Below are 24179 nucleotides of genomic sequence, written 5' to 3' on the forward strand. Positions count from 1 at the left end.
AGGGGGCTGCAAGCCTTTCGAGGACCCTTGGCGAAACCCGGGGGCTCCCGCGAAAAAGCTGTCAAAACAGTATTTTACATTTAGCTAACCGAAACCCGGGCGAGCCGCCTCCAGACACACGGACGTGGGCGTCGGCAGGGCGTCCAGCGCCCTGCCGGGGTCGCGTCAAGGGTGCTTTTTTGACGTATCCGGGGCCGCCTCGGCAGGCTTGTCGGCGTCTTCCATCTGCGAACGCATGGCCTTGGCCGCCTGCGCGGCCAGCTCGGCCTGGCGCCGGGCAGCCTTGGCCACCTTGCTCTGCGCCGCCGCCAGCTTTTTCGCGCGATCGGCTTCGGCACGCGCCTGCTCGGCCGCCTGCGAATATTCCAGCCCCTGCGCCTGCAGCCGGGCAGACTCTTCCTGCGCCAGCTGGTATTGCAGACGCTGGCGTTCCAGCTCGCGCCGTGCCAGTTCCGCATCGCGCCGGCTGTTGTCGAGCAGGATCTGGTCGTGCTCGCGGTCGAGCTGGGTCAGCTTGATCTGGGCGTCCTGCAGTTGCGCGGCAGTCTTGGCCAGGTCGACCCGGCGCTCGGCCAGGTACAGCACATGCGGCCGCTCGCGTGAGCTGGCCTGGGCCAGCCGGTTGATCGCATCGCGGGCGCGCGCCTGTTCGGCCTGCGCGTAATTGCCCATGCCGGGGTCGTCGGCGAGCTGGTTGAGGCTGCCGGTCAACCGGTTGATGTCGATGTCATCCTGCCGGGCGTGCGCCGAACCGAGGCTGGCCAGCGCCAGCGTGATCGCGGCAAGAGTGGCAGTGGAGCGCTTCATGGCTGGCCTCCCTGGGAATTCGTGGCAGGTTGCTGGACGGCGTCGGGCACGGTCTGGAAACCGTCGGCTGGCGGCGCGGACAGGATCGACGACGACGGTGCCGGCATGTCCTCGGTGGGGGGTGCGCTGGCCGGGGCCGGAGCCGCGTCCTGCGTCTGCCCGGCGGCCGCCGCCTGTTCACCCTGCTGGCGCAGGCGGGTGTTTTCCTGCACCTTGCGCTGGATCTGCGCCCGCGCCGCACCCAGTCGGGCCTTGGCCTGGGCCAGTTCGGCATCGGCCCGCGACTCCTCGGCGAGGCTGGCCGCGTCGGCGTACTTGCGTTCGGCCATGGCCGCCTGCGCCTGCTGGAACTTGTCCTGCGCAAAGCCCAGGTCGACCGGCGCATAATCCGCCGCGCCTGCATCGCGGGCCATCTGCAGCTGGTTCTGCGCCTGATTCATCGAATCATTCGGCGGCGGTACCGAGGCGCAGCCGGTCAGCGCCAGAGCCAGCACCAGAACGGCGATGACCGTGCGGATACGGCGCGGGGATCCGGCCGGCGGGGAAAAGATGTACATCACATTCCTCATGGTGTGTCGCAGCGTATTGTGGGCGGGCATAATCCATCATTGCAACGCGCATTTCGCAAACAGGGGTCATTCGTGGACATCGGCTACTTCCTCAAGCTTATGGTAGACAAGGGCGCGTCGGACATGTTCCTTTCCACCGGCGCCCCGGTGAATATCAAGGTCGAGGGCAAGCTGTATCCACTGGGCAACACCGGCCTGCCCAGCGGCATGGTCAAGAAGATCGCCTATTCGCTGATGGACGAGGGCCAGGTACCGCAGTTCGAACGCGACCTGGAGCTGAACATGGCGCTGGCGGTGAAGGAAGCCGGCCGTTTCCGCATCAACGTGTTCAAGCAGCGCGGCGAAGTGGGCATGGTGATCCGCGCGATCAAGAGCGAGATCCCCAGCATCGACCAGCTGCAGCTGCCCGGCATCTTCCGTGACCTGATCATGGAGCCGCGCGGCCTGATCCTGGTGGTCGGCGCCACCGGTTCAGGCAAGTCGACCACGCTGGCGGCGATGATCGACCAGCGCAACACCAATTCGCCCGGGCACATCCTCACCATCGAGGACCCGATCGAATACCTGCACCGGCACAAGAAGTCGATCGTCAACCAGCGCGAGGTGGGGCTGGACACACACAGCTACCACGAGGCGCTGAAGAACGCGATGCGCGAGGCGCCGGACGTGATCATGATCGGCGAGATCCGCGACACCGACACGATGGAGGCGGCGATCTCGTTCTCCGAAACCGGCCACCTGTGCCTGGCCACGCTGCATTCCAACAACGCCGACCAGACGCTGGAGCGCATCCTCAACTTCTTCCCCGAGTCGGCGCACAAGAACGTGCTGATGAACCTGGCGTTGAACCTGCGCGCGGTGATCAGCCAGCGCCTGGTGATCGGCAAGGACGGCCGCCGCATCCCGGCCGCCGAGGTGCTGCTGAACACCCCGCTGATCCGCGACATGATCCGCCGCGGCCAGATCCACGAGATCAAGGAAGCGATGGACCGCAGCCTGCAGGAAGGCATGCAGACCTTCGACCAGTCGCTGTACCGGCTGTACAAGGACGGTCGCGTGGAGCTGGAGGAAGCGCTCAACAAGTCCGACTCGCGCGACGGCCTGGCGTTGAAGATCCGCCTCGCCGAAGGCGGCTCCAATGACGAGGAGCTGGTCGGCAACGACCCGTACGGCATGGGCTTCTGAAGAGCGGAAACGGCAACACCGACACCCTACCCGTTCCCGGGTTTCCGCTCCCCGGCTTGACTCAAGGCGCGTCCGGCTGCACTTCCGGCGCCGCGCGCTGGAACGCTTCCAGTTCGTTGCAGGACCGGTAGATGCGCGAGATGGTCGGGTAATCGTCCATCGGCAGCTTGCAGCGCAGCGCGTTGTAGACCTGCGGTATCAGGCAGGCATCGGCCATGCTCGGCGTTTCGCCGTGGCAATACCGGCCGGTTGCCACGCTGTCGCCCAGCATCACCTCGATCGCCTGGAAGCCCGCACCGATCCAGTGCCGCGACCACTCCGCGCGCTGTTCTTCGCTGGCACCGAACTGCGCCTCGAGCCGCTGCAGGACGCGCAGGTTGCCCAGCGGATGGATATCGCAAGTCACCGCCATCGCCAGCGCGCGCACCTGGGCGCGCCCGCGCGCATCGACCGGCAGCAGGGCCGTCTCCAGCTCCGGGTGCATCTCGTCGAGGTATTCCATGATCGCCAGCGACTGGGTGATCACCCGGTCGCCGTCGCACAGGCACGGCACCAGCTCCTGCGGATTGAGTACGCGGTAGTCCGGCGCGTGCTGCTCGCCGCCGTCGCGCACCAGGTGCACCGGCCGCGTTTCGTAACTCAAGCCCTTCAGATTCAGCGCGATGCGTACGCGATACGCGGCACTGGAACGCCAATAGCCGTAGAGCACCAACCCGCTAGCCATGAGCCACCCCTCCCGACGGATAACCGCAGTTTGCCACAGTGTGGGCCGGGCACATGGCGCGCCGCAACGCGCCTCGACCCGCGCCGTTTGCATCGGCACCCGGCGGACCGGACAATAGTCGGTTACCGCCCATTCGGGCCGTTTCCCACCCTCTTGCCGGAGTTCCGCCGTGTCCGTCATCCGCATGAATGACCTCGATTTGCGCGACCAGCGCGTGCTGATCCGCGAAGATCTGAACGTGCCGATCGACGATCGCGGCCAGATCACCTCCACCCAGCGCCTCGACGCCGCCCTGCCCACGATCCGGGCTGCCCGCGACGCCGGCGCGAAAGTGATGGTGATGTCGCACCTGGGTCGGCCGAAGGAAGGTCAGTTCGACGCCGAGTCCTCGCTGGCGCCGGTGGCGCTGTGGCTGAGCAGCAAGCTGGACCAGCCGGTGCGGCTGGTGGCCGACTATCTGGTCAACGGCGTGGAGGTGGCCGCGGGCGAAGTGGTATTGCTGGAAAACTGCCGCATGAACGTCGGCGAGGGCAAGGACGACGACACGCTGGCGAAGAAATATGCCGCGCTGTGCGACATCTTCGTGATGGACGCGTTTGGTACTGCGCACCGCGCCCAGGCTTCCACCCATGGCGTGATCAAGTACGCCCCGGTCACCGCGGCCGGCCCGCTGCTGAGCGCGGAACTCGATGCGCTGGGCAAGGCGCTGGAGCACCCGGCGCATCCGCTGCTGGCGATCGTGGCCGGCTCCAAGGTATCGACCAAGCTGACCCTGCTGGACAACCTGATCGGCAAGGTCGACCAGCTGATCGTCGGCGGCGGCATCGCCAACACCTTCATCGCCGCGATGGGTTACTCGGTCGGCAACTCGCTGTACGAGCCCGATCTGATCGACGCCGCGAAGAAAGTGCTGGCTGACGCCAGGCGCCGCGGCGCCGAAGTGCCAATGCCGGTCGACGTGGTGGTGGCGCCGGCGTTCTCCGCGCAGGCTCCGGCCACGGTGAAGCCGGTCGACCAAGTCGACGAGGACGAGATGATTCTGGACATCGGCCCGCAGACCGCCGAACTCTATGCCGCGCTGATCGCCAAGGCCGGCACCGTGGTGTGGAACGGCCCGGTCGGCGTGTTCGAGTTCGACGCGTTCGGCAAAGGCACCGAGACGCTGGCGCGGGCGATCGCCGCCTCGAACGCGTTCTCGATCGCCGGCGGCGGCGACACCCTGGCGGCGGTCGACAAGTACGGCATCGCCGACCAGGTGTCGTACATCTCCACCGGCGGGGGCGCCTTCCTGGAATTCCTCGAAGGCAAGGAACTGCCGGCGGTCACCGCATTGAAGGCGCGGGCCGCGAAGTAATGCTCTGCCTGTTCGACCTCGACGGCACCCTGATCGATTCCGAGCACGGCATCACCGCCTGCGTGAAACATGCGCTGGCGCGGCTGGACGTGCCGGCACCGGCACATGCGGAATTGCGCCGCTGGATCGGACCGCCGCTGCGGCACAGCTTCGCGCCGCTGCTGGATCACGACGCCGAACGCATCGAGGCCGCGGTGGCGTACTATTACGAGCGCTTCAACACGCTCGGCTGGCGCGAGCACGAGATCTATCCGGGCATCGAGGCGCTGATCGAGCGGTTGAGCGGCGCCGGCCATCAGCTTGCCGTGGTCACCAGCAAGCCGCACCGCCACGCCGCACCGATCATCGCCCATCTGTCGTTCGGCGAGGCGTTCCTGCGCCTGTACGGTCCGCACCCGGATAGCGCACACAGCGAGAAGGCCACGATGATCGCCGAGGCGCTGACGGACTTCGGTGCCGATCCGGTGGACACGGTGATGATCGGCGACCGTCACTTCGACATCGACGGCGCGGTCGCCAACCGGGTACGTGGCTTCGGCGTGCTGTGGGGTTTCGGCGGCCGCGCGGAACTGGAGCAGGCCGGGGCTCATGCCATTGCGGCGACGCCGGACGAACTGGCCCGGCTGCTGCTCGCCTGAGCTTGCCGGTGCACGAAAAAATAGCCGCGGCGTGCCGCGGCTTTTTTGTGGCTGAAGGAACTCGCGCCTAGCGCACGACGCGCTTCACCGCGTCGACGACGTGGGCAACGGTGAAACCGAAATGCTCGAACAGCTGCGGCGCGGGAGCCGAGGCGCCGAACGTGGTCATGCCGACCACTTCGCCGTCCAGGCCCACGTACTTGCGCCAGAAGTCGGCGGTCGCCGCCTCCACCGCCACGCGGGCGCGGCACCAGAGCGGCAGCACACCTTCGCGGTACTCCAGTGGCTGCGCATCGAACACCTCGGTGCACGGCATCGACACCACGCGCACGGCCACGCCCTGCTGCGCCAGCGCGCGCGAGGCTTCCATCGCCAGCTCCACTTCCGAGCCGGTGGCGATCAGGATCGCCTGGAACTTTGTGTCCAGCGGATCGGACAGCACATAACCGCCGCGCAGGATGTCGGCCACCTGCTGCGCACTACGCTGCTGGTGCTTGAGGTTCTGCCGCGAGAAGATCAGGCACGACGGCGCGCCCTTGCGCTCGATCGCCGCCTTCCACGACGCCGCCGATTCCACCGCGTCGCACGGGCGCCACAGCTGGTTGTTCGGGATGTAGCGCAAGGACGCCATGTGCTCGACCGGCTGATGGGTCGGGCCATCCTCGCCCAGGCCGATCGAGTCGTGCGTGTAGACGTGGATCGCGTGCGCCGGGATCAGCGCGCTCATGCGCACCGCGTTGCGGGCGTAGTCGGAGAACACCAGGAAGGTGGCATCGTAGGGAATGAAGCCGCCGTGCAGGGCCAGGCCATTCGCGATCGCGGTCATGCCGAACTCGCGCACGCCGTAATAGACGTAGTTGCCCTTGCCGTCCGCACTGTTGCCGGTAGCGGCGTCGAGGCTGCCCTTCCACTTGGTAAGGTTGGAGCCGGCCAGGTCGGCTGAGCCGCCGATCAGTTCCGGCAACAGCGGGCCGAACGCGTCCAGGCTCATCTGCGAGGCCTTGCGCGAGGCCACTTCCGGACCTTCGGCCTGCAGCTTCGCGATATATGCCTGCGACTTCTCGGCCCAGTCGGCCGGCAGTTCGCCGGCGAGGCGGCGCTTGAACTCGGCGGCCAGTTCCGGATGCGCGGCGGCGTACTTCGCGAACGCGTCGTTCCAGCCCTGCTCCGCGGCGGCACCCTTGGCCTTGTGATCCCAGCCGGCATAAATCTCGGCGGGAATCTCGAACGGAGCATGCTGCCAGCCCAGCTGCGCACGGGCGGCGGCGATTTCGTCCTTGCCCAGCGCGGCGCCGTGACTCTCTTCCTTGCCCTGCTTGTTCGGTGCACCGAAGCCGATGATGGTTTTCGCGCAGATCAGGGTGGGTTTGTCGTGTTGTGCAGTGGCGCTGGCGATGGCCTGCCTGATCGCCTCGGCGTCATGCCCGTCCACGCCGCGGATCACGTTCCAGCCATACGCCTCGAAGCGCGCCGGCGTGTCGTCGGTGAACCAGCCATGCACTTCGCCATCGATCGAGATGCCGTTGTCGTCGTAGATCGCCACCAGCTTGCCCAGCTGCCAGGTACCGGCCAGCGAGGCGACTTCGTGCGAGATGCCTTCCATCAGGCAGCCGTCGCCGAGGAAGACGTAGGTGTGGTGATCGACCACATCGTGGCCCGGACGGTTGAAACGCGCCGCCAGTACCTTCTCCGCCAGCGCGAAGCCGACCGCATTCGCCAGACCCTGGCCGAGCGGCCCGGTGGTGGTCTCCACTCCCGGCGTTTCGCTCGCTTCCGGGTGGCCGGCGGTCTTCGAATGCAGCTGGCGGAAACGCTTCAGCTGATCCATCGGCAGGTCGAAACCGCTCAGGTGCAGCAGCGCGTACTGCAGCATCGAGCCGTGGCCGTTGGACAGCACGAAGCGATCACGGTTGAACCACTGCGGGTTGGCGGGATTGAAGTGCAGGAAGTCGTTCCACAGCACCTCGGCGATGTCGGCCATGCCCATCGGCATGCCCGGATGACCGGATTTGGCCGCTTCCACGGCGTCCATGGCAAGGGCTCGCACGGCATTGGCGAGTTCGCGGCGGGTGGTCATCGGGCAGTCTCCGGAGGGTGCAAAAGCGCCCATTGTCGCCGATATGCCCTCTGGCTGTCGCTCGTGGCGGCGGGATTAATAACCGCTTAACCCCAGGCCATACGGTTCAGCGAGCTTCAGCATCGTCCCGCTATCACTACGCCCCGCAGAGCCATCCCCAGGCGCTGCCCGACCGCGCGTCGTCCCCACGATCCGCGGCCCGGTTCAATAGAAGAGGAGTTCCCCATGAAAAAGACGCTCATTGCCCTCGCCATCGCCTCCGCCGCCTTGTGCACCCTGCCTGCCCTGGCGCAGGACAACATGCCCGCTCCGGTGACCAGCGACGGCACCGCCCCGACCACCGGCAATTACCAGCCGGGCCAAGCCATCGGCAGCGGCAACTGGTTCATCGACGGCAGCGTGGGTCAGGCCCATGTGAACAAGGGCCCGTACAACGACCACCCGACGACCTATGCCATCACCGGCGGCTATCGCTGGAAAGTCGGTGAGGATCTCGGGCTCGGTGTGGACGCCGGCTACAACGATCTCGGCAACTTCAAGCTGAAGAATGCGTTCAATGACAACCCGGTCAATCTGAAGGACCAGCGCAATGCGCTGCGCGGCTGGACCGCCGGCGTGAATGGCAAGATCAACGTCTGGCAGGGCCTGTATGTCAGCGGGCGCACCGGTGTGTATGGCTGGAAGGGCCACGGCTACGCCAACCAGGACATCAACCGGCACAAGCTGGACAAGGTCGACTACTACGCCGGTGCCGGTGTGGGCTACGACATCAACAACCACTTCGGCGTGGGTCTGGCGTACGACTACTACCACGCCAAGAAAGACGGCATCAGCCTGTCCACCGATACGGCGTCGCTGACGGCCGAATACCGCTTCTGAGTCCGGGTACGGCGGGATGACGCGGGTTTCCTCGCCATCTCGCCCGGATTAACGTTGGCTTAATACTGAACTTATCGGTATTGAATCTTTCGGACCACGACCCATCTAAGGGTCAGGTGTCGCCAACCGACTTGGGCGGCGCACCGCCAGCAGCGGCCACTCCCCCACTGGGCCGACTGCCATGACAACAACCGGAGAAACTTCCATGAAAATGAAAAAGACCCTGCTCGCCCTCGCCTTCACTTCCGCCGGCCTGCTGGCCGTTCCCGCCGTGTTCGCGCAGAGCGCGCGGACCCAAAATGGCGGTTGGTTCATCAATGGCAATGTCGGCCAGACCTCGTTGAACCATGGCCCGTACGACGACCATGACACCGGCTACGGCATCAACGGCGGCTACCGCTGGGCGCTGAACCCGTCGGTCGCTCTGGGCGCCGAGGTGGGCTACAACGACCTGGGCAACATTCATCCGAAGAACATCTTCAACAGCCAGCCGGTCGTTGAAAACGGCAAATCGCAGCTGCACGGCTGGACCGCCGGCGTGAATGGCCACTTCAACGTCAGCCCGAACTGGTACGTCAGCGCACGCACCGGTCTCTACGGCTGGAAGGGTCACGGCCTCAGCAACGACGTCAACCCCGTGCGCAAGGGCCTGAACGACACCAGCTGGTACGCCGGTGCCGGCGTGGGCTACGACTTCAGCAACAACGTCAGCCTCGGCCTGAACTACGACTACTACAACGCGAAGAAGGATCGGGTGGACCTGAGCACCGACATGGTCTCGGTCAGCGCGGAATACCGCTTCTGATTCCTCTGTTTGCACAAGGATGAAACGAAACGGGCGCCTCGCGGCGCCCGTTTCTTTTTGCACGACGGATGGCGCGGCGATCAGCCGTTCCACTGACCCAGCGCGGCCAGGCCGTTGTCGCGCGCGCGGGCGTGCACGGTCTTCTGCGCGTCGGCGTAGTTCGCCTTCATGTCCTTCGACCACAGCTTCAACGCCGCCTGCTGCATGGCACGGCCGTAGGAGAACGACAGCGGCCACGGATGCGGGCCCATGCGGTTCATCGCGTTGAGGTGAGCGGTGGACTGCTCGTCGGTCTGGCCACCGGAGAGGAACACGATGCCCGGCAGCGAGGCCGGCACGGTCGACTTCAGCACGCGCACGGTGGCTTCGGCCACTTCCTCGACATCGGCCGGCTCATCCGAATCCTTGCCCGGGATGACCATGCTGATCTTCAAGATGGTGCCTTCCAGCATCACGTTCTGCTCGTACAGCGCGTTGAACAGGCTGCGCAGCACGGCTTCGTGCACTTCGTAGCTGACCTCGATGCTGTGATCGCCGTCCATGATCACTTCGGGCTCGACCATCGGCACCAGGCCGGCTTCCTGGCACAGTGCGGCGTAACGGGCCAGCACGTGGCAGTTCGCCTCGATCGCGGTGGAGCTGGGGTTTTCCTCGGAGATGTTGATCACCGCGCGCCACTTGGCGAACTGGGCGCCCAGCTTCGCGTATTCCTGCAGCCGCTCGCGCAGGCCGTCGAGGCCTTCGGTGACCACGTCGCCAGGGAAGCCGGCCAGCGGCACCGGACCCTTGTCGACCTTGATGCCGGGGATGATGCCGGCCTTCTTCATGAGCGTGGTGAATGGCACGCCGTCCCGGGTCGACTGGCGGATCGTCTCGTCGTACAGGATCGCACCGGAGATGTGCTCGTTCAGGCCCGGCGTGGTCAGCAACAGCTCACGGTAGGCGCGACGGTTTTCCTCAGTGTTCTCGATGCCGACGGCCTCGAAGCGCTTCTTGATGGTGTTGGTCGACTCGTCGATGGCGATGATGCCCTTGCCGGGCGCGACCATCGCCAGAGCGATGCTTTCGAGATCTTCAATACTCATGACGACTCCGTGGTACGGGGGCTTGCCCGCCCGCACATGGTTTAAGCCGCCTCGGGGCCGAAGCGGCACGGTTCAAAACGTCAATTATAGGCCAGATTGGCGGCCGCAAGCGCCAGAGCGCGGCGGGACCGGACGAGATCGCACCGATTATTCAGGGGGTGTAGCCGGGCAGCTTGCACTGGTCCAGCAGTTGCTGGCGCTGGACCGGATCCTTGGGCGCATTGAACGGCACGACGTAATAGGTGGCGACCGGCTCGCCGATGCGGTTGCTCAGCGACGGACCGTAGCGGAAATTGGCGACCGCGCTGCGCGCCGCCGGGCCGAGATCGCTCTTCGGCGCCACCTTGACCACCTGCACGTTCATCGGCACGCCGTCGGAACCGACCGTATAGGTCACCGCCGCGCAGCCGGGCTTGTCCAGGTTCAACCCGCTGTTGGGCACATCCATCTTCACCTGCGTATTGAGCAGGATCCAGTAGCGGTACAAGTCCTGCTGGTCGATTTGGCGCACCTGCGCCAGCACCGGCGCGACGAAGCCCAGCGCCAGTGCCAACAGCAAACCCTGGCGCAGCGGGCGAAACATGGATTTCATGGCGTTCTCCTGGGCCGGATGTGGCTGAGACGAAGTGTAGCCGCGCTGTCGTCCAGCGCCAGTCAACGCGCAGCCGACCAGACAGCCACGCGTCAGCCTCACAGATCGCGCAGGCTTTCGACCATGCCGTCGGCGCCGACCGAGAGCAACTTCAGCGTGTTGGTGCCACCGCCCTGGCCGACGTGGTCGCCGTGGGTGAGCACCACGCGGTCGCCTTCGCTCAGGCGGCCTTGCGCAAACAGCTGCTGCACCGCGGCGCGGGTGGTGGCCACCGAGCTCAGGCCCTCATGCGAGAACGCCACCGGCTGCACATCGCACAACAGCAGCATGCGCCGGCGCGCATCGGCCAGCGGTGACAGCGCGTAGATCGGCACCGCCGAGCGATACCGCGACAGCCACTGCGCAGTGGCACCGGATTCGGTCAGGGCCACGATCGCACGCACGCCGAGCTGGCCGGCCAACAGCATCGCCGCCAACGCGATCGCCTGGTCGGTACGGTCCAGCTGGTGGTTACCGGACAGGTCTTCCTTCGGCTCGAACTGGCGTTCGGCGCCAAGGCAGATCCGGCGCATTGCCGCCACCGCCTTGTCCGGATGCGCACCGGCGGCGGTTTCCTCCGACAGCATCACCGCGTCGGTGCCGTCGATCACGGCGTTCGCCACGTCGAGCACTTCGGCCCGGGTCGGGATCGGCGAGCGCACCATCGACTGCAGCATCTGCGTGGCGGTGATCACCGCGCGGTTGCGCTGCACCGATTCGCGAATGATCTTCTTCTGCAGGCCGGGCAGCTCGGCGTCGCCGATCTCCACGCCGAGGTCGCCGCGCGCCACCATCACCACGTCGGAGGCGTCGATGATTTCGCCCAGCACCGGAATCGCGTCGGCGCGCTCGATCTTCGCTACCAACGCGGCGTTGCCGCCGGCTTCGTGCAGCAGCCGGCGCGCCTGGTGCATGTCCTCGGCCGAACGCACGAACGACACCGCGAGGAAGTCGGCGCCGATCTCGGCGGCCAGCTTGATGTCGGCCTTGTCCTTGTCCGACAGCGCCGTCACCGAGAGCCCGCCGCCCTGCCGGTTGAGTCCCTTGCGATTGGACAGCTTGCCGCCGATCAGCACCTTGCAACGCACCTCGGCTCCAGCCACTTCCTGCACGCTCAGCGCGACCAGGCCATCGTCCAGCAGCAGCACGTCGCCGGCGTGCACGTCACGCGGCAGGTTGTAATAGCTGACGCCGACGCGGGTAGCGTCGCCGGGTGGTGCGTCGGGGCGACAATCCAGCACGAACGATGCGCCGTCGACCAATTCCACCGGCCCGTTCGCGAAGGTCTCGATGCGGATCTTCGGGCCTTGCAGGTCGGCCAGGATGCCGACTTCACACCCGGCGGCGGCCGACGCCGCGCGCACCGCATTGGCGCGCGCGCGGTGATCGTCCGGCTGTCCGTGCGAGAGGTTCAGTCGGACGACGTTGACGCCTTCGGCGATGATCCGTTCGAGCATGCCCGGCACGTCGGTGGCGGGGCCCAGGGTGGCGACGATCTTGGTGCGGCGCAGGGGATTCTCGTTCATGTGCCGAGGCTAGCAGATGCCGCGTGGCACGCCAGCACCCTGCATTCGTATGCATGCCGTCGATGTGCACTGGCGCGCAGACAGCGCCTCCGAGCTACCGCGCCAGGGCGAGGTTGAGCACCGCGGCCAAGCGCCGACCGGCCTGGCGCAGGCGCAACTCGGCCACTGGCAGCTCGGCCCTGACGTAGGCCGGGTCGATCTTGTGACCGGCCGGATAGAACCCGGCTTCGGCAGTGATCCGGCAGGACTCCTCGGCCCATTGCGCGTAAGGGTTGTCCAGTGGCGCGACCGGCACCGGCAGGTTCACCGGTGCCGCCGAATCCAGCGCCTGCGCATAGGCCTGTTCGTCGAGCCCGCGGCTGGACAGCAGCCCCGAATCCCACACCTTGTGCAGGTTGCTGCCCCGGCCGTCGAACTGCACCTGGTACGTATTGCCACCCTTGTCGTCGCGGTAGCCGGCATGCAGCGGCTGGTGGATGTCGCCGACGAAATGCACCACGAACTTCAGCGCCTCGCGGCGTGCGCTGTCCGGCTTGCCGCGATCGCCGAGCACGCCGACGTAATACTGCAGGCCGGCCACCACGCAACGGCCGTCGCGGCAGTCGCGCGGCGGCACGTAGTCACAAGCGCTGCCGCTGTGGAAATTGACGTAGTGCTGGCCGCGTGTCTGTTTCCACAATGCCGCGCGCGCGGGATCGTCCTGGATCTGGTCGGGCCAGTTGGCCACGTCGGCCAGCCGCTGCGTGTGCTCCGGCGCCAGCAGGCGCTCCAGCTCGGCCTCGGCAGCCGGATCCAGGTGTCGCTGCGCCAGCTCGGCGACCACGCTGTGGCCGAGCGGTCCCCAAGCCTGGGCCGATGGCGCCACCGCGAACACGGCTGCCGCGAAGGCAAACAAGCGACTTGAAATGGACATGGCGGCTACCGGCGCAAAACCCGCAGTCTGCCATGGCGACGATCTGGCGCGGGCCATCCGGGCGCTTTCATTGTAAGATTTCGCGATTGAAACACCGGCATCGCGGCCCGCGACTGCCATCCATCATCGCAACATTCCCAATCGCCCTCAGGAGGACGTTCCCTCATGACCATCAAGGTCGGCATCAACGGCTTTGGCCGCATCGGTCGCAACGTGCTGCGTGCAGCCGTGCAGAATTTCAGCAACGACATCGAGATCGTGGCGATCAACGACCTGCTGGAGCCGAACTACCTTGCCTACATGCTGAGCTACGACTCCGTGCATGGCCGCTTCGAGGGCGACGTGAAGGTCGATGGCGGCCACCTGGTGGTCAATGGCAAGCGCATCCGCCTGACCCAGGAACGCGACCCGGCCAACCTGAAGTGGAACGAAGTGAACGCCGACGTGGTGATCGAATCCACCGGCCTGTTCCTGACCAAGGAAACCGCGCAGAAGCACCTGGATGCCGGCGCGAAGAAGGTGATCCTGTCGGCGCCGTCGAAGGACGACACGCCGATGTTCGTCTACGGCGTCAACGACAAGACCTACAAGGGCGAGGCGATCGTCTCCAACGCCAGCTGCACCACGAATTGCTTGGCGCCGATCGCCAAGGTCATGCACGACAAATGGGGCATCAAGCGCGGCCTGATGACCACCGTGCATGCGGCCACCGCCACGCAGAAGACCGTCGACGGCCCGAGCAACAAGGACTGGCGCGGCGGCCGCGGCATCCTGGAGAACATCATTCCTTCCTCCACCGGCGCCGCCAAGGCCGTCGGCGTGGTGATCCCCGAGCTCAACAAGAAGCTCACCGGCATGAGCTTCCGCGTGCCGACCTCGGACGTGTCCGTGGTTGATCTCACCGTCGAGCTGGAAAAGCCCGCGACCTACGCGGAGATCTGCGCGGAGATGAAGGCGCAGAGCGAAGGTGCGCTGAAGGGCATCCTCGGCTACACCACGGACAAGGTCGTCGCCACCGATTTCCGCGGTGACGCGCGCACCTCGATCTTCGACGCCGAAGCCGGCATCGCGCTGGATGACACCTTCGTCAAGCTGGTCAGCTGGTACGACAACGAGTGGGGCTACTCGAACAAGTGCCTGGAGATGGTGCGCGTCGTCGCGACCAAGTAAGCCCACCTTGTTTCGGAGATAAAAAAACCGCGCCGGCTGGCGCGGTTTTTTTATTGATCGACCAACCTGCGCAGATAACCAAGGGCCGTGACGATCGCCCCTGATGCCGGCGAAGCAATTGCGCCAGCACTCCACTTCTTGCAACACTGGAAACCCACGTGCTCTGTGCGGACTTCTTTCGGGGGAAGACAACCATGTTTCGAGCCACCACACTGGCCGTTCTATGCTGCCTGGGCATTGCCGCGGCGCACGCTCAACAGACGTCGCCGACAGCTCCGGCATCCGGGGACGCTCAGCTTTCTACCGTACTGGACCCAGCACGCCCCACCGCAGAGCGACTGCGCGAATTTTCTGCACTGATGCAAGAGGCGAACGCCGGCGACGCAATAGCGCAAGACATTGCCGGCTCATGGTACTGGCGAGGCCATGCTCAGCCTGGCGTCGTGGTGGAACAGGATTTGACCCAAGCCCGCGCCCTGCTCAGTCATGCGGCAATCCAGGGGCGACTCGGGGCCATGGCGAAGATGGCTGAGCTGGAACTGGAAGCGGGTAGAACCTTCGAAGCCATGCTGTGGGCGCAGGTCTACGGCCACTACCAGCCACTCGAGACAAAAAGAGCCCATGAAAAAGCTCGCGAGGATGAAGACTATACCGGCTTCCTGCTCAGTCGCATTTATGCAAAATTTGATCGCAAACGGGTGGCTGAAGTCGGAACAGTGCTCAATGCCTTTCTTGCCAAATATGATGCAACCATCCGCGCGGGCGTAGAGCACTCAAGCGACGTCGCGGAACATGGCAATCTTCATGAACTGAAGGCCAAGGATCATCAACTCCACTCCGTTCCACTTACCGAACCCGGCGTCGCCGAATTCTTCATCGTTTATGGCCCGGATGGACAACCCGTCCAAGTGCTGCCGATCGTCGCCTATCCGGACAGCTCTCATCATCTTGCCGCCAAGCTAGTGGCAATTGCGCAGCGGATTCGAGTGAATTCCATAAAAGCACCAGACTTGCGTTATGCCGTAATACCGGTCACCTATATCACCGGCAAGTACAGGGTCAACAAGACTTGATGCTTCGGAAGCGGCCGCTTGTCCTGAACGCGACGATTTGATGCCGTGTGAGACCGAACAGGAGTGCCACCCGTCAGTGCACTCCACATGGGCATCGGGCTCAGCGTTTCAGCAGCGGCAGCTTGTCCGGTACGCCATCCCACTTCGCGGCATCTTCCATCGACGGGATCTTGCTGGTCAGCACCGGCCACTCGCGCGCCAGCTCGGCATTGATCGAAAGAAAGATTTCCTGCCCCGCCGGCACGTCGAGCTCGGGGAAGATCGCACCGACCGGACACTCCTCCACGCACAAGGTGCAGTCGATGCATTCGTCCGGGTCGATCACCAGGAAGTTCGGGCCTGCGTGAAAGCAGTCCACCGGACACACCTCGACGCAATCGGTGTGCTTGCAGTTGATGCAGTTTTCGGTGACGACGTGCGTCATCGTGCCTCCTTCCGACACCCGTCGGCGATGGCTACAGTGTCGACGACAGCCGGTGCCGCGGCCATGATCCAGATCAGTGCCCGTCACACGCCGCCACCGCAGAATTAACCTGAGCCCCACCACTTCCCCAAGGAGCAACACATCATGATGCGCAAACTGATTGCCATTGCCCTGCTCGGCCTGCTCTCCACTCCGTTGATGGCCGCCGAATGCGCGACCACCATCGAAGGCAGCGACGCCATGCAGTTCAACCAGAAAACCATTACCGTGCCGAAGACCTGCAAGACCTTCAAGGTCACGCTGAAGCACACCGGCAAGCTGCCGGTCACCGCGATGGGCCACAACTGGGTGCTGGCCCACAGCGCCGACGAGTCCGGCGTGATCGCCGACGGCATGAAGGCCGGCGCCGCCAACAGCTACGAGAAGCCGGGCGACGCCCGCATCATCGCGCACACCAAGCTGATCGGCGGCGGCGAGTCCGACACCGCCACGATCGACGTGGCCAAGCTCAAGGCCGGCGAACAGTACGCCTACTTCTGCACCTTCCCGGGCCATGCCGCGCTGATGAAGGGCACGCTGAGCCTGGGCAAGTAAGCCTTTCGGACCAACGACGCATCCGGCCGCCGTGGCCGGATGCGTTTTTGTTGCCGACAAACTTGCACATCGTTCCGCGTACGGATCCACAATGTCCCGCATGAACCCACAGTCGCCCCTGGACGAACCGGCCATCGCCAGGCTGGTCGACCGCTTCTACGAGAAGGTGCGGCGCGAGCCGCAGATCGGCCCGATCTTCAACGCGGCCGTGCACGACTGGGACGAACACAAGCGCCTGCTCACCTCGTTCTGGGCCTCAGTGGCACTGCGCGCCGGCAGTTATCGCGGCAACCCGATGGGCGCGCACCGGTCGCATCCGATCCGCGCCGAACACTTCGACCGCTGGCTCGCGCTGTGGCGCGAAACCTGTGCCGAGGAACTGGACGAAACCAGCGCCGCACTGATGCTGGAATACGCCGAACGTATCGGCCGCAGCCTCAAGCTGGGCCTCGGCCTGCACCCGCAGGCGCAGCCGTTCGGCATACCGATCGTCGGTATCAACCAGCCGTAGGAGCGCACCCTGTGCGCAATGGCTCTTCGTCACGTGGCGAAAAAGCATCGCGCACAGGGTGCGCTCCTGCAGTGATCGTTGTCAGCTCAGCACTTTCAACGCCGCGTCGTAATTCGGCTCGTGACCGATCTCGCTGACCAGTTCGGCGTGGATCACCTTGTCGTGCTTGTCCAGCACCAGCACCGCGCGTGCGGCCAGCCCGGCCAGCGGGCCGCTGGCGATCGCCACGCCGTAGTCGTTGAGGAACTGGCGGCCGCGCATCAGCGACAGATTGGTCACCCGGTCCAGCCCCTCGGCGCCGCAGAAGCGCGCCTGCGCGAACGGCAGGTCGGCCGAGATGCACAGCACCACCGTGTTGTCGAGCTTGCCGGCCAGTTCGTTGAAGCGGCGCACCGAGGCGGCGCACACGCCGGTATCGACGCTGGGGAATATGTTCAGCACCTTGCGCTTGCCGGCGTAGCCGGACAACGCCACGTCGGACAGGTCACCGCCGACCAGGCTGAATGCCGGCGCGGTCGAACCTACTGCGGGAAACTGGCCGTCGACGCTGATCGGCTGGCCCTTGAACGTGACATGGGACATCGTGCACCTCGTGTGTGGATGGATGGCTACAAGTAGAACATGGTCTTGGCCAGGAAGACGATGCCCACCATCAGGCCCAGCACGATGCGATGGGTATGCCGGAACCGGCAGACGTCCATCTTTCCGCTGCGCATCGCCCACATCGCGTTGACGAACACGCCGAGCACGCCGAACGCCAGCAGTACCTTCAGCAGCAGCAGATTGCCGAAGCGGCTGCCCACGCAGGCCAGGCCATCACAGCGGATGTCAAACAACACGAAGCCGCTGACGAACAGCAGCACCACGATCACCGGCATGAAGCGGCGCACCCGCGCCATGATCGACTGCTCGATGCGCTGCATGACGGCCGTGTCGAAATGCTTGTGCAGCGACTCGACCACCAGCACCTCGAACGTCACCGCACCGACGAACACGATGGCGCATGCCAGATGCACCAACACGATCCACGGATACCAGGCCATCATGCAGCGTCTCCCGAAGTCCTCCGGGAAGTCTGCGCGCAGCCAGCCGCTGCCGCGCTGACCTGGATCAGGCCGCGGGAGGCAGTCGCCTCAACCGCGTGGCTGCGCAACCAGCTTGCGGATCGCTTCCACGAACTCGGGATCGAGCTTGCCGATCCGTGCGGTGCGCGCAGCGATGCGGCCGTCGGCATCGAGCAGGATCAGCTCGCTGGAATGGTTGAACTCGCCGTCGGGCAGTTGCCGGTACTGCAGGCCCAGCACGCCGGACAGCTGGCGCACCTGGGCCGGCTCGGTCCGCGCCAGGGTCCAGATGCGCGGATCCAGCTTGCGCTTCTGCGCGTAGCTCTTCAGCGTGGCAACGTCGTCCCGCGCCGGGTCGAAGCTCACCGCAAGCAGATCGATCTGCGCGCGGGTGGCCGGGTCCAGCGCATTGCGGGTTAGCCGCAAGCTGTCGATGATCATCGGGCAGACCATCTGGCACGAGGTGTAGAACATTGTCACCAGCTGCGGACGGCCGCGCCGCTCGGCCAGCGTCTGCTGGCGGCCATCCTGGTCGGTCAGCTGCACCGGCAGGTTGTATACCGAGTCGCCGGGCAGCGGCGTGGCCGCCCGGGCGCTGCCGAGCAGAAGCAGCATCGCGAACAGGGGCAACAGGCGCTTCATGACGCATTCCTCATTCGGGCTTCGCGCAACGGAAGCCCATGTTGTTGGTGGTGTCGGCGGCCTTCAGCGCGGAGAGCATGGCGATGCGCATCAGCACCGCGTAATTCTCCTTCTCCTGCAGACTGACCGCGCCGGCGCCGCAGAACTTCAGCACGTCGGGGTCGTTCTGATCGCGGCTGTCGCTGGCCACCAGCAGTGCGTTGAAGTCGTCCACCCACTCCCACACCGGCTGGGTGATGTCACGCACGCCGTAGGCGTTGGGCGCGCCGCCGACGTCGGGCAGCGGCGCGTTGGACGGCCGCGAGTACCAGGCCAGCAGGTTCTCGCGCCAGGCCGGATCGCTGCGCGCGTCGCGGCGGGTGGCGTCGGCCGCCGCTGCGTACTCCCACTCGTACCAGCTGGGCAGGCGGGCGCCTTCGCTCTCGCAATACGCATGGGCCGCAAACCAGCTGACCCGGGTCACCGGCTGTCGCGGCAGCGCCTCGTTGCCCAGCGTTTCGGCACCGGCCCAATGGCTGAGGTAGCGCTGGTCGGCGAGGATCTTCGCGACCTGGTCACGCCGCCATTGCGGATGGGTCTTCACGAACGCCAGGAACTCGGCATTGGTGACCGGCTCGGTGCGCAGGCGGAACGGCGCGACCTGCGCCGCAGCCGCCTTGCCGTCGGCCGGCAACACGCTGTTGAAACTGCCTCCCGGCAAGGCGACGTAGTCGGCCGCCACTGCCGGGAATGCCAGCATCAGACCGAGCCAGGCCAGTGCCAGTCGTGCACGCATCTCAGTGCTCCGGTGCTGCCGCAGGCTCGGCTTCGGCCCGTGCCTTGGCTACCTCTTCCTTGCTGATCTGCCCGCCCGGGTTGTCCCAGCTGTTCAGCACGTAGGTCAGGATGTTCGCCACCTCGTCGTCGTTCAGCTGCGCCATCGGCGGCATCACCGAGTCGTACTCGTGGCCGTTCACCGTGATCTTGCCGGTCAGGCCGTGCGTCACGATCGTCATCGCCCGCTTCGGGTCGGCCGCCAGGTAGTCCGACTTCGCCAGCGGCGGGAACACGTTCGCCAACCCCTCGCCGTTCGCCTGGTGGCACACCGAGCAGGTGCCGGTGAACAGCTGCTTGCCCGCCGCGATCTGCTCGGCCTTGGTCAGCGTGCCGGCCGCATGCGCCTTCGCCGCCGTGCTCACCGCCGTCAGGTTCGGCTCCGAGCGATCACCCAGGTAGACGTAGTCCACTTCCTTGCCCGAGTAGATCGTCTTGTCTTCCGGGCCGTCCACCTTGAGGATGCCCAGCGCGCCCTTGTTGAACGCGCGGAAGATCGAGTGGTCGACCAGCACGTAGCTGCCCGGCACGTCGGTGTGGAACTCCACCATCGCCGCACCGCCGGACGGAATCAGCGTGGTCTGCACGTTGTGCTGCGCCACCGTGCCGCCCTCCGGCTGCACCTTGTCGAAGATCTCGCCGATCACGTGGAAGCTCGATACCAGGTTCGGCCCGCCGTTGCCCACGAACATGCGCACCGTCTGGTTGGTCTTGGCGGTCAGCGCGTTGTCGCCGGTGAGCGCGCCTTCCTTGCCGTTGAACAGCACATAGGTCGGGTGCTCCTCGATCGCCTTCTCCATGTCGAACGGCTGCAGGCCCTTCTGGCGGTACTTGCCGGTGGTGTAGAAGTCGCCCTGCATCACGTAGTACTCGTGGTCGACCTTCGACAAGCCTTCCGGCGGCTCGACCAGGATCAGCCCGTACATGCCGTTGGCGATGTGCATGCCCACCGGCGCGGTCGCGCAGTGGTACACGTAGATGCCCTGGTTCAGCGCCTTGAAGGTGAACTGCGAGGCGTGCCCCGGGGCGGTGAAGCTGGACGCCGCGCCGCCGCCCGGCCCGGTCACGCCGTGCAGGTCGATGTTGTGCGGCATCTTGCTGTCCGGCGCGTTCTTCAGGTGGAATTCCACCGTGTCGCCCTGGCGCACCCGGATGAAGCTGCCCGGCACGGTGCCGCCGAAGGTCCAGAACGTGTAGCTCACGCCTTCGGAGATCGGCATCTCCTTCTCGATCACTTCCAGCTCGACGATCACCTTCGCCGGGTAGTTGCGGTTGACCGGCGGCGGCACGTGCGGCGGGCTGGTCAGCACCGCGTGGATCGGCTCGCCCTGCGGCGGACCGAAGTCGCCGCGGGTGATGTGTTCGGCCGGGGCGTTGGCGGTCGGGGCGGCATCTGTCGTGGCCTGCGGCTTGCCGGAGCAAGCCGCCAGTGTCAGCAACGCGGCGGCAGCGACGGCGAGGAGCGGTGTACGTGACATGGGCGATCTCCGTGAGTTCTTGCGCATCCTAGCCTAGGAGATCGCCCGATCGCCCTACTGACCTGAGTCAATTTGAATGGCTTTGCCGCCCTGCTGCGTCACCCTGCCGCGGTCCGCGCCATGTCTCTTCAACCGGGTTTGCCGTCCGCCCGCGGGGTCAGGTAGATCCACGCCGAACGCAGCACCCACGGCAGGAACGCCAGCAGCCACCCGTACGCGGCGATCACCAGCCACAGGTAGACGTCGCCGCCCAGTTCGGCGCGGATACGCAGCAACGCCACCACCTGCAGCAGTCCGAAGCACAGCCACGCCACCTTGCCCATCTGCAATGGCCGGCCGGAGTGGCCCTGGGTCACCCGGGTCACCATCGCCACCAGCATCGAGCCGAAGAAACCGATCCCCAGCGCATGCAACGGCGCGCGGCCAAGAACGAGATGCCCGCTGGCCGCGTACACCACGTCCTGGACTGCATACAGCACGAACGCCACCGGCAGCCATGCAAACGCCAGATGCAGCACCGCGAGCAGGCCCGGACGCATCGCCCTCCACGGTTGCCAGGTCAGCGCATGCCAGGCAAATACCAGCGCCAGCGGCACGTCGACCAGCCACAGCCAGCCCAGCGCGCCGCGCCATTCCAGCAGCAGGTGCGCCAGCAGCAGCACCCACACCACCGGCAGGCTCCAGTCCGGTCGGATCACCTCGTAGCCTTTCACCATGTTGCCGGTGAAGAACGGCAGCATGCGGTGCATCACCGAGAAATAGATCGGCAGCAGCAGGCCGTACGTGCCCAGCTTGATCGCCAGCAGCGCGCAATCCTCCGGCGCGCCGAACAGGTAGGCCAGGAACACCACCAACCCCAGACAGCCCAGGCTCAATGCCGCCAGGCAGGAACGCGCATGGCTCTTGCGCTCCGCCACCGACGCACGCAGCACCCCGGCCAGCGTCCACACGCCGATCAGGTAACCGACCAGCATCACGGCCACGCCAAGCTTCAGCAGCCACGGCAGGTCGAGCAGGCCCACGTTCGCCAGCACGTAACCGCCGAACACGCAGCCGGCCACCGGCACGTAGCGCGTCCAGGGCAGATCGGGCCGGCCCAGCCAGCGCGGGAACGTGGTCAGCAGGAAGCCGAACATGAACAGCGGGAACAGGCCGTACTGGACCAACATCGCGTGCGCCCAGCCCGGCGGGATCGACGGCTGTGGCCAGCCGCCCAGCCCGAAGCGCATCCAGGTCAGCTCGACCGCCCACCACGCCATGCTGAGCAGCACCGCGATGGTGCCAGCCAGGAACAGCGGCCGGTGCGGCGCGGCCGCGAGCAAGCGGGGGAGCTCGGCGAAAGTCGAAGGCACGGGGCCGGCGGATTGCGGTTCGGACATGGCGTCAACAGCCGGAATGAGAATGGTTTGCCATGCTGACACAGCGCCGCCCACGGCAACCATGACCTGCATCAAACGGGCCACCGGTGCAGTGCCGCCATGCGAATCGGCTGCCCGCATCGGCAGATTCGCAACGCGTTTCACCAGCGTATGCTCGCCAAGCTTTGCCGGGTCACGAAGCGCCCAGGGGATACCCATGACCCATACCGTGGGGGCAGTCGCCCCGAGGGGAATCATCATGAAACGCATGAGTGTGTGGCTGGCACCGGCAGTCGCGGTGCTGTGCCTGGGCAGCGTCCAGGCGGCGGCGAAGGACCAGGCGAACATCGTCCGCGATTACACCGACACCGTGGCTCCGGCCGACCAGCAGGCCTATGAGGCGGGCATCAAGAGCTACAACCAGTGCCTGGCCCAGCATGGCTTCAAGTATGCGTGGACCAGCTGGGTGCACGAAACCGGCGACGTCTACAGTTATTCCTACGTCACCGAGCCGATGACATGGGCCAGCTTCGACGCCATGCACGACGCCGGCAAGGCCTGCGACGCCACGTTCAGGACGCAGGTGAATCCGCATCTCAAGGGCGAGACCAGTGTCTTCATGCAGGGCAACCCCGAACTCAGCCACCTGCAGACAGACACGCTCGGCACGCCTGCCCTGATCGAGGTCACCTACTTCAAGCTGAAATCGGGCCAGCGCCAGGCATTCATGGATGCGGCCAAGAAGATCTACGCCGCCGCGAAAAAGACCAAATGGGCGGGCTACTCGATGTTGAACGAAGTCGTCGACGGCGGCGAAGGCGCACCGGACTTCCTGCTGGTGAGCCCCGCCAAGAACTGGGCCGATCTCGGCAAGGAGCTGGATCCGACGTTGTGGAAGATGCTCGAAAACGTCTACGGCAAGGCGGATGCGGATGCGCTGCGCAAGACACTGCGCGAAGCCACCCAGGAAAGCCCGTCGCACGTCGACAGCTACAACGCGGAGTTGAGCTACCGGCCCACAGGCAAGTAGAGCCGCAATGAGTCCATCGGGCGACCCGCGGTGCGGGCCGCCCGATGCCCGCAGATCGCGGCTACCTCACTCCGGCAGCAGCGCCTGTCCGATCTCGCGCAGCTTCTTCGGGTTCAGCAGTTCCAGTTCGCGCCCTTCGATCTCGATCAGCTGCTGGCTGCGAAAGCGGCTGAGCACGCGGCTGACGGTTTCCGCGGCCAGGCGCAGGTAGTTCGCGATGTCGCCGCGCGACATGCTGAGGTGGAAGCGCGTGCCGGAAAAGCCGCGCACGGCGTAGCGGCCGGCCAGGTCCAGCAGGAATGCGGCAACGCGTTCGTCGGCGCTGTGGTCGCCGGCGAGCAGGCTGGCGCTGCCCAGCTCCTTGCTCAGCATGCGGAACAGATGCTGCTGCACGGCGGGGATGCGCGAAGCCAGCGCGCTCATCGCGGGGAACGAGAAGCGGCAGAAATAGGCCGTGTCCAGCGCCACCGCGTCGCACGGAAAATGCTCGGGGTAGATCGCGTTGAGGCCGATCACCTCGCCGGGCAGATAGAAGCCCAGCACCTGCTCGCGGCCATCCTTGTCGACCATGCGGGTCTTCACGGTGCCCGCGCGCACGGCAAAGATCGCGCGGAACGGATCGCCGGTGCGAAAGATGTGCTCGCCGGCGCGGAACGGCCCCACGTGCTCGACCAGGCATTGCAGCTCGGCCAGCTCCGGCTTGTCGTAGCCGGCCGCGATGCAGGCGCTGGAGAACGCGCAGGTGCCGCAGAAGCGCGTCTCGTCGCCGTCGTCGGCAATCGGGCTGGGCGGCTCGGGCAGGCGACCTGCCATGGGCTTGTATTGCATG

General features: G+C 65.7%; 26 protein-coding genes. 10 read left to right on the forward strand and 16 right to left on the reverse strand.

The features are described from left to right. Positions 1-165: 165 nt before the first annotated feature. Positions 166-807, reverse strand: a complete 642-nt coding sequence (locus ABD024_RS14260) for a hypothetical protein (RefSeq protein ID WP_343853919.1) — start codon at positions 805-807, stop codon at positions 166-168. After that, a complete protein-coding gene (locus tag ABD024_RS14265) occupies positions 804-1364 on the reverse strand; it encodes a DUF4398 domain-containing protein (RefSeq protein ID WP_343853921.1) in 561 nt (186 codons plus the stop codon). Before ABD024_RS14265 ends, ABD024_RS14260 begins: the two co-directional genes overlap by 4 nt. 84 nt (positions 1365-1448) lie before the next feature. Here ABD024_RS14265 and ABD024_RS14270 point away from each other — a divergent pair, with 84 nt between their 5' ends. Beyond that, positions 1449-2561, forward strand: a complete 1113-nt coding sequence (locus ABD024_RS14270; RefSeq protein ID WP_343853922.1) for a PilT/PilU family type 4a pilus ATPase — start codon at positions 1449-1451, stop codon at positions 2559-2561. A 61-nt stretch (positions 2562-2622) separates the two neighbouring features. Here ABD024_RS14270 and maiA read toward each other — a convergent pair whose 3' ends face one another. Further along, positions 2623-3285: a maleylacetoacetate isomerase gene (gene maiA, locus ABD024_RS14275; RefSeq protein ID WP_343853925.1), complete on the reverse strand. Its 663-nt coding sequence runs from the start codon at positions 3283-3285 to the stop codon at positions 2623-2625. A 169-nt stretch (positions 3286-3454) separates the two neighbouring features. Between maiA and ABD024_RS14280 the strand changes: the two genes are divergently transcribed. Further along, positions 3455-4639, forward strand: a complete 1185-nt coding sequence (locus ABD024_RS14280) for a phosphoglycerate kinase (RefSeq protein ID WP_343853927.1) — start codon at positions 3455-3457, stop codon at positions 4637-4639. Then, entirely contained in the window at positions 4639-5277 is a 639-nt protein-coding gene (locus ABD024_RS14285) for an HAD hydrolase-like protein (protein WP_343853930.1), read from the forward strand. Before ABD024_RS14280 ends, ABD024_RS14285 begins: the two co-directional genes overlap by 1 nt. Before the next feature lie 67 nt (positions 5278-5344). On the opposite strand, the gene tkt is transcribed toward ABD024_RS14285, so the two are convergent. After that, positions 5345-7354: a transketolase gene (gene tkt, locus ABD024_RS14290; protein ID WP_343853933.1), complete on the reverse strand. Its 2010-nt coding sequence runs from the start codon at positions 7352-7354 to the stop codon at positions 5345-5347. Positions 7355-7579: 225 nt separating this feature from the next. On the opposite strand from tkt, the gene ABD024_RS14295 reads away from it, so the two are divergent. Together ABD024_RS14295 and ABD024_RS14300 are read left to right on the forward strand one after the other, a co-directional pair. Then, positions 7580-8233 (forward strand): outer membrane beta-barrel protein, encoded by a 654-nt coding sequence (locus ABD024_RS14295; protein WP_343853936.1) that lies wholly within the window; start codon positions 7580-7582, stop codon positions 8231-8233. Positions 8234-8438: 205 nt separating this feature from the next. Next, entirely contained in the window at positions 8439-9038 is a 600-nt protein-coding gene (locus ABD024_RS14300) for a porin family protein (protein WP_343853940.1), read from the forward strand. Positions 9039-9118: 80 nt separating this feature from the next. Here ABD024_RS14300 and ABD024_RS14305 read toward each other — a convergent pair whose 3' ends face one another. The 4 genes from ABD024_RS14305 to ABD024_RS14320 all read right to left on the reverse strand — a co-directional run bounded on the left by ABD024_RS14305 (position 9119) and on the right by ABD024_RS14320 (position 13193). Then, positions 9119-10123 carry a class I fructose-bisphosphate aldolase gene (locus tag ABD024_RS14305; RefSeq protein ID WP_343853943.1) on the reverse strand — a complete coding sequence of 335 codons (1005 nt, stop codon included), beginning with the start codon at positions 10121-10123 and terminating at the stop codon, positions 9119-9121. A 151-nt stretch (positions 10124-10274) separates the two neighbouring features. Then, entirely contained in the window at positions 10275-10715 is a 441-nt protein-coding gene (locus ABD024_RS14310) for an energy transducer TonB (protein ID WP_343853944.1), read from the reverse strand. A gap of 98 nt (positions 10716-10813) precedes the next feature. Beyond that, positions 10814-12280, reverse strand: coding sequence for a pyruvate kinase (pyk, locus tag ABD024_RS14315; RefSeq protein WP_343853946.1), 1467 nt, complete (start codon positions 12278-12280; stop codon positions 10814-10816). A gap of 94 nt (positions 12281-12374) precedes the next feature. Continuing rightward, positions 12375-13193, reverse strand: coding sequence for a S1/P1 nuclease (locus tag ABD024_RS14320; RefSeq protein ID WP_343853948.1), 819 nt, complete (start codon positions 13191-13193; stop codon positions 12375-12377). Between the two features lie 165 nt (positions 13194-13358). Here ABD024_RS14320 and gap point away from each other — a divergent pair, with 165 nt between their 5' ends. Continuing rightward, the gene (gene gap / locus ABD024_RS14325) at positions 13359-14363 is read left to right on the forward strand and encodes a type I glyceraldehyde-3-phosphate dehydrogenase (protein ID WP_343853950.1); all 1005 of its coding nucleotides are present in this window, start codon (positions 13359-13361) and stop codon (positions 14361-14363) included. A gap of 194 nt (positions 14364-14557) precedes the next feature. After that, positions 14558-15436: a hypothetical protein gene (locus tag ABD024_RS14330; protein WP_343853952.1), complete on the forward strand. Its 879-nt coding sequence runs from the start codon at positions 14558-14560 to the stop codon at positions 15434-15436. A 100-nt stretch (positions 15437-15536) separates the two neighbouring features. On the opposite strand, the gene fdxA is transcribed toward ABD024_RS14330, so the two are convergent. Then, on the reverse strand, positions 15537-15860 hold the full coding sequence (gene fdxA, locus ABD024_RS14335; RefSeq protein ID WP_343853955.1) for a ferredoxin FdxA: 324 nt from the start codon (positions 15858-15860) through the stop codon (positions 15537-15539). Between the two features lie 147 nt (positions 15861-16007). Between fdxA and azu the strand changes: the two genes are divergently transcribed. Continuing rightward, the gene (gene azu, locus ABD024_RS14340; RefSeq protein WP_343854729.1) at positions 16008-16454 is read left to right on the forward strand and encodes an azurin; all 447 of its coding nucleotides are present in this window, start codon (positions 16008-16010) and stop codon (positions 16452-16454) included. A 100-nt stretch (positions 16455-16554) separates the two neighbouring features. Further along, positions 16555-16965: a group III truncated hemoglobin gene (locus tag ABD024_RS14345; RefSeq protein ID WP_343854733.1), complete on the forward strand. Its 411-nt coding sequence runs from the start codon at positions 16555-16557 to the stop codon at positions 16963-16965. An 81-nt stretch (positions 16966-17046) separates the two neighbouring features. Here the strand turns inward: ABD024_RS14345 and tpx are convergent, their stop codons facing one another. The 6 genes from tpx to ABD024_RS14375 form a co-directional block, all read right to left on the reverse strand. Then, a complete protein-coding gene (gene tpx / locus ABD024_RS14350) occupies positions 17047-17547 on the reverse strand; it encodes a thiol peroxidase (protein WP_343853957.1) in 501 nt (166 codons plus the stop codon). 26 nt (positions 17548-17573) lie between these two features. After that, positions 17574-18011 carry a CopD family copper resistance protein gene (locus tag ABD024_RS14355; RefSeq protein ID WP_343853959.1) on the reverse strand — a complete coding sequence of 146 codons (438 nt, stop codon included), beginning with the start codon at positions 18009-18011 and terminating at the stop codon, positions 17574-17576. An 87-nt stretch (positions 18012-18098) separates the two neighbouring features. Beyond that, positions 18099-18671 carry an SCO family protein gene (locus ABD024_RS14360; RefSeq protein ID WP_343853962.1) on the reverse strand — a complete coding sequence of 191 codons (573 nt, stop codon included), beginning with the start codon at positions 18669-18671 and terminating at the stop codon, positions 18099-18101. Positions 18672-18681: 10 nt separating this feature from the next. Beyond that, a complete protein-coding gene (locus tag ABD024_RS14365) occupies positions 18682-19446 on the reverse strand; it encodes a formylglycine-generating enzyme family protein (protein ID WP_343853964.1) in 765 nt (254 codons plus the stop codon). Position 19447: 1 nt separating this feature from the next. Further along, positions 19448-20962 (reverse strand): copper-containing nitrite reductase, encoded by a 1515-nt coding sequence (nirK, locus tag ABD024_RS14370; protein WP_343853967.1) that lies wholly within the window; start codon positions 20960-20962, stop codon positions 19448-19450. Between the two features lie 128 nt (positions 20963-21090). Beyond that, positions 21091-22341, reverse strand: a complete 1251-nt coding sequence (locus tag ABD024_RS14375; protein ID WP_343853972.1) for an NnrS family protein — start codon at positions 22339-22341, stop codon at positions 21091-21093. Between the two features lie 238 nt (positions 22342-22579). Between ABD024_RS14375 and ABD024_RS14380 the strand changes: the two genes are divergently transcribed. Beyond that, complete coding sequence (locus tag ABD024_RS14380) at positions 22580-23350, forward strand: hypothetical protein (RefSeq protein WP_343853976.1); 771 nt, start codon at positions 22580-22582, stop codon at positions 23348-23350. Between the two features lie 66 nt (positions 23351-23416). On the opposite strand, the gene ABD024_RS14385 is transcribed toward ABD024_RS14380, so the two are convergent. Further along, on the reverse strand, positions 23417-24178 hold the full coding sequence (locus ABD024_RS14385) for a helix-turn-helix domain-containing protein (RefSeq protein ID WP_343853981.1): 762 nt from the start codon (positions 24176-24178) through the stop codon (positions 23417-23419). Position 24179: the final 1 nt, after the last annotated feature.

The sequence above is a fragment of the Rhodanobacter soli genome, from assembly GCF_039523495.1.
GTDB classification, from domain to species: domain Bacteria; phylum Pseudomonadota; class Gammaproteobacteria; order Xanthomonadales; family Rhodanobacteraceae; genus Rhodanobacter; species Rhodanobacter soli.

Coding starts and splice junctions, on each gene's coding strand:
- ABD024_RS14260 (WP_343853919.1), bottom strand. CDS start 807: ATGAAGCGCTCCACTGCCACTCTTGCCGCGATCACGCTGGCGCTGGCC.
- ABD024_RS14265 (WP_343853921.1), bottom strand. CDS start 1,364: ATGTACATCTTTTCCCCGCCGGCCGGATCCCCGCGCCGTATCCGCACG.
- maiA (WP_343853925.1), bottom strand. CDS start 3,285: ATGGCTAGCGGGTTGGTGCTCTACGGCTATTGGCGTTCCAGTGCCGCG.
- ABD024_RS14285 (WP_343853930.1), top strand. CDS start 4,639: ATGCTCTGCCTGTTCGACCTCGACGGCACCCTGATCGATTCCGAGCAC.
- tkt (WP_343853933.1), bottom strand. CDS start 7,354: ATGACCACCCGCCGCGAACTCGCCAATGCCGTGCGAGCCCTTGCCATG.
- ABD024_RS14295 (WP_343853936.1), top strand. CDS start 7,580: ATGAAAAAGACGCTCATTGCCCTCGCCATCGCCTCCGCCGCCTTGTGC.
- ABD024_RS14300 (WP_343853940.1), top strand. CDS start 8,439: ATGAAAATGAAAAAGACCCTGCTCGCCCTCGCCTTCACTTCCGCCGGC.
- ABD024_RS14305 (WP_343853943.1), bottom strand. CDS start 10,123: ATGAGTATTGAAGATCTCGAAAGCATCGCTCTGGCGATGGTCGCGCCC.
- ABD024_RS14310 (WP_343853944.1), bottom strand. CDS start 10,715: ATGAAATCCATGTTTCGCCCGCTGCGCCAGGGTTTGCTGTTGGCACTG.
- pyk (WP_343853946.1), bottom strand. CDS start 12,280: ATGAACGAGAATCCCCTGCGCCGCACCAAGATCGTCGCCACCCTGGGC.
- ABD024_RS14320 (WP_343853948.1), bottom strand. CDS start 13,193: ATGTCCATTTCAAGTCGCTTGTTTGCCTTCGCGGCAGCCGTGTTCGCG.
- gap (WP_343853950.1), top strand. CDS start 13,359: ATGACCATCAAGGTCGGCATCAACGGCTTTGGCCGCATCGGTCGCAAC.
- ABD024_RS14330 (WP_343853952.1), top strand. CDS start 14,558: ATGTTTCGAGCCACCACACTGGCCGTTCTATGCTGCCTGGGCATTGCC.
- fdxA (WP_343853955.1), bottom strand. CDS start 15,860: ATGACGCACGTCGTCACCGAAAACTGCATCAACTGCAAGCACACCGAT.
- azu (WP_343854729.1), top strand. CDS start 16,008: ATGCGCAAACTGATTGCCATTGCCCTGCTCGGCCTGCTCTCCACTCCG.
- ABD024_RS14345 (WP_343854733.1), top strand. CDS start 16,555: ATGAACCCACAGTCGCCCCTGGACGAACCGGCCATCGCCAGGCTGGTC.
- tpx (WP_343853957.1), bottom strand. CDS start 17,547: ATGTCCCATGTCACGTTCAAGGGCCAGCCGATCAGCGTCGACGGCCAG.
- ABD024_RS14355 (WP_343853959.1), bottom strand. CDS start 18,011: ATGATGGCCTGGTATCCGTGGATCGTGTTGGTGCATCTGGCATGCGCC.
- ABD024_RS14360 (WP_343853962.1), bottom strand. CDS start 18,671: ATGAAGCGCCTGTTGCCCCTGTTCGCGATGCTGCTTCTGCTCGGCAGC.
- ABD024_RS14365 (WP_343853964.1), bottom strand. CDS start 19,446: ATGCGTGCACGACTGGCACTGGCCTGGCTCGGTCTGATGCTGGCATTC.
- nirK (WP_343853967.1), bottom strand. CDS start 20,962: ATGTCACGTACACCGCTCCTCGCCGTCGCTGCCGCCGCGTTGCTGACA.
- ABD024_RS14375 (WP_343853972.1), bottom strand. CDS start 22,341: ATGTCCGAACCGCAATCCGCCGGCCCCGTGCCTTCGACTTTCGCCGAG.
- ABD024_RS14380 (WP_343853976.1), top strand. CDS start 22,580: ATGAAACGCATGAGTGTGTGGCTGGCACCGGCAGTCGCGGTGCTGTGC.
- ABD024_RS14385 (WP_343853981.1), bottom strand. CDS start 24,178: ATGCAATACAAGCCCATGGCAGGTCGCCTGCCCGAGCCGCCCAGCCCG.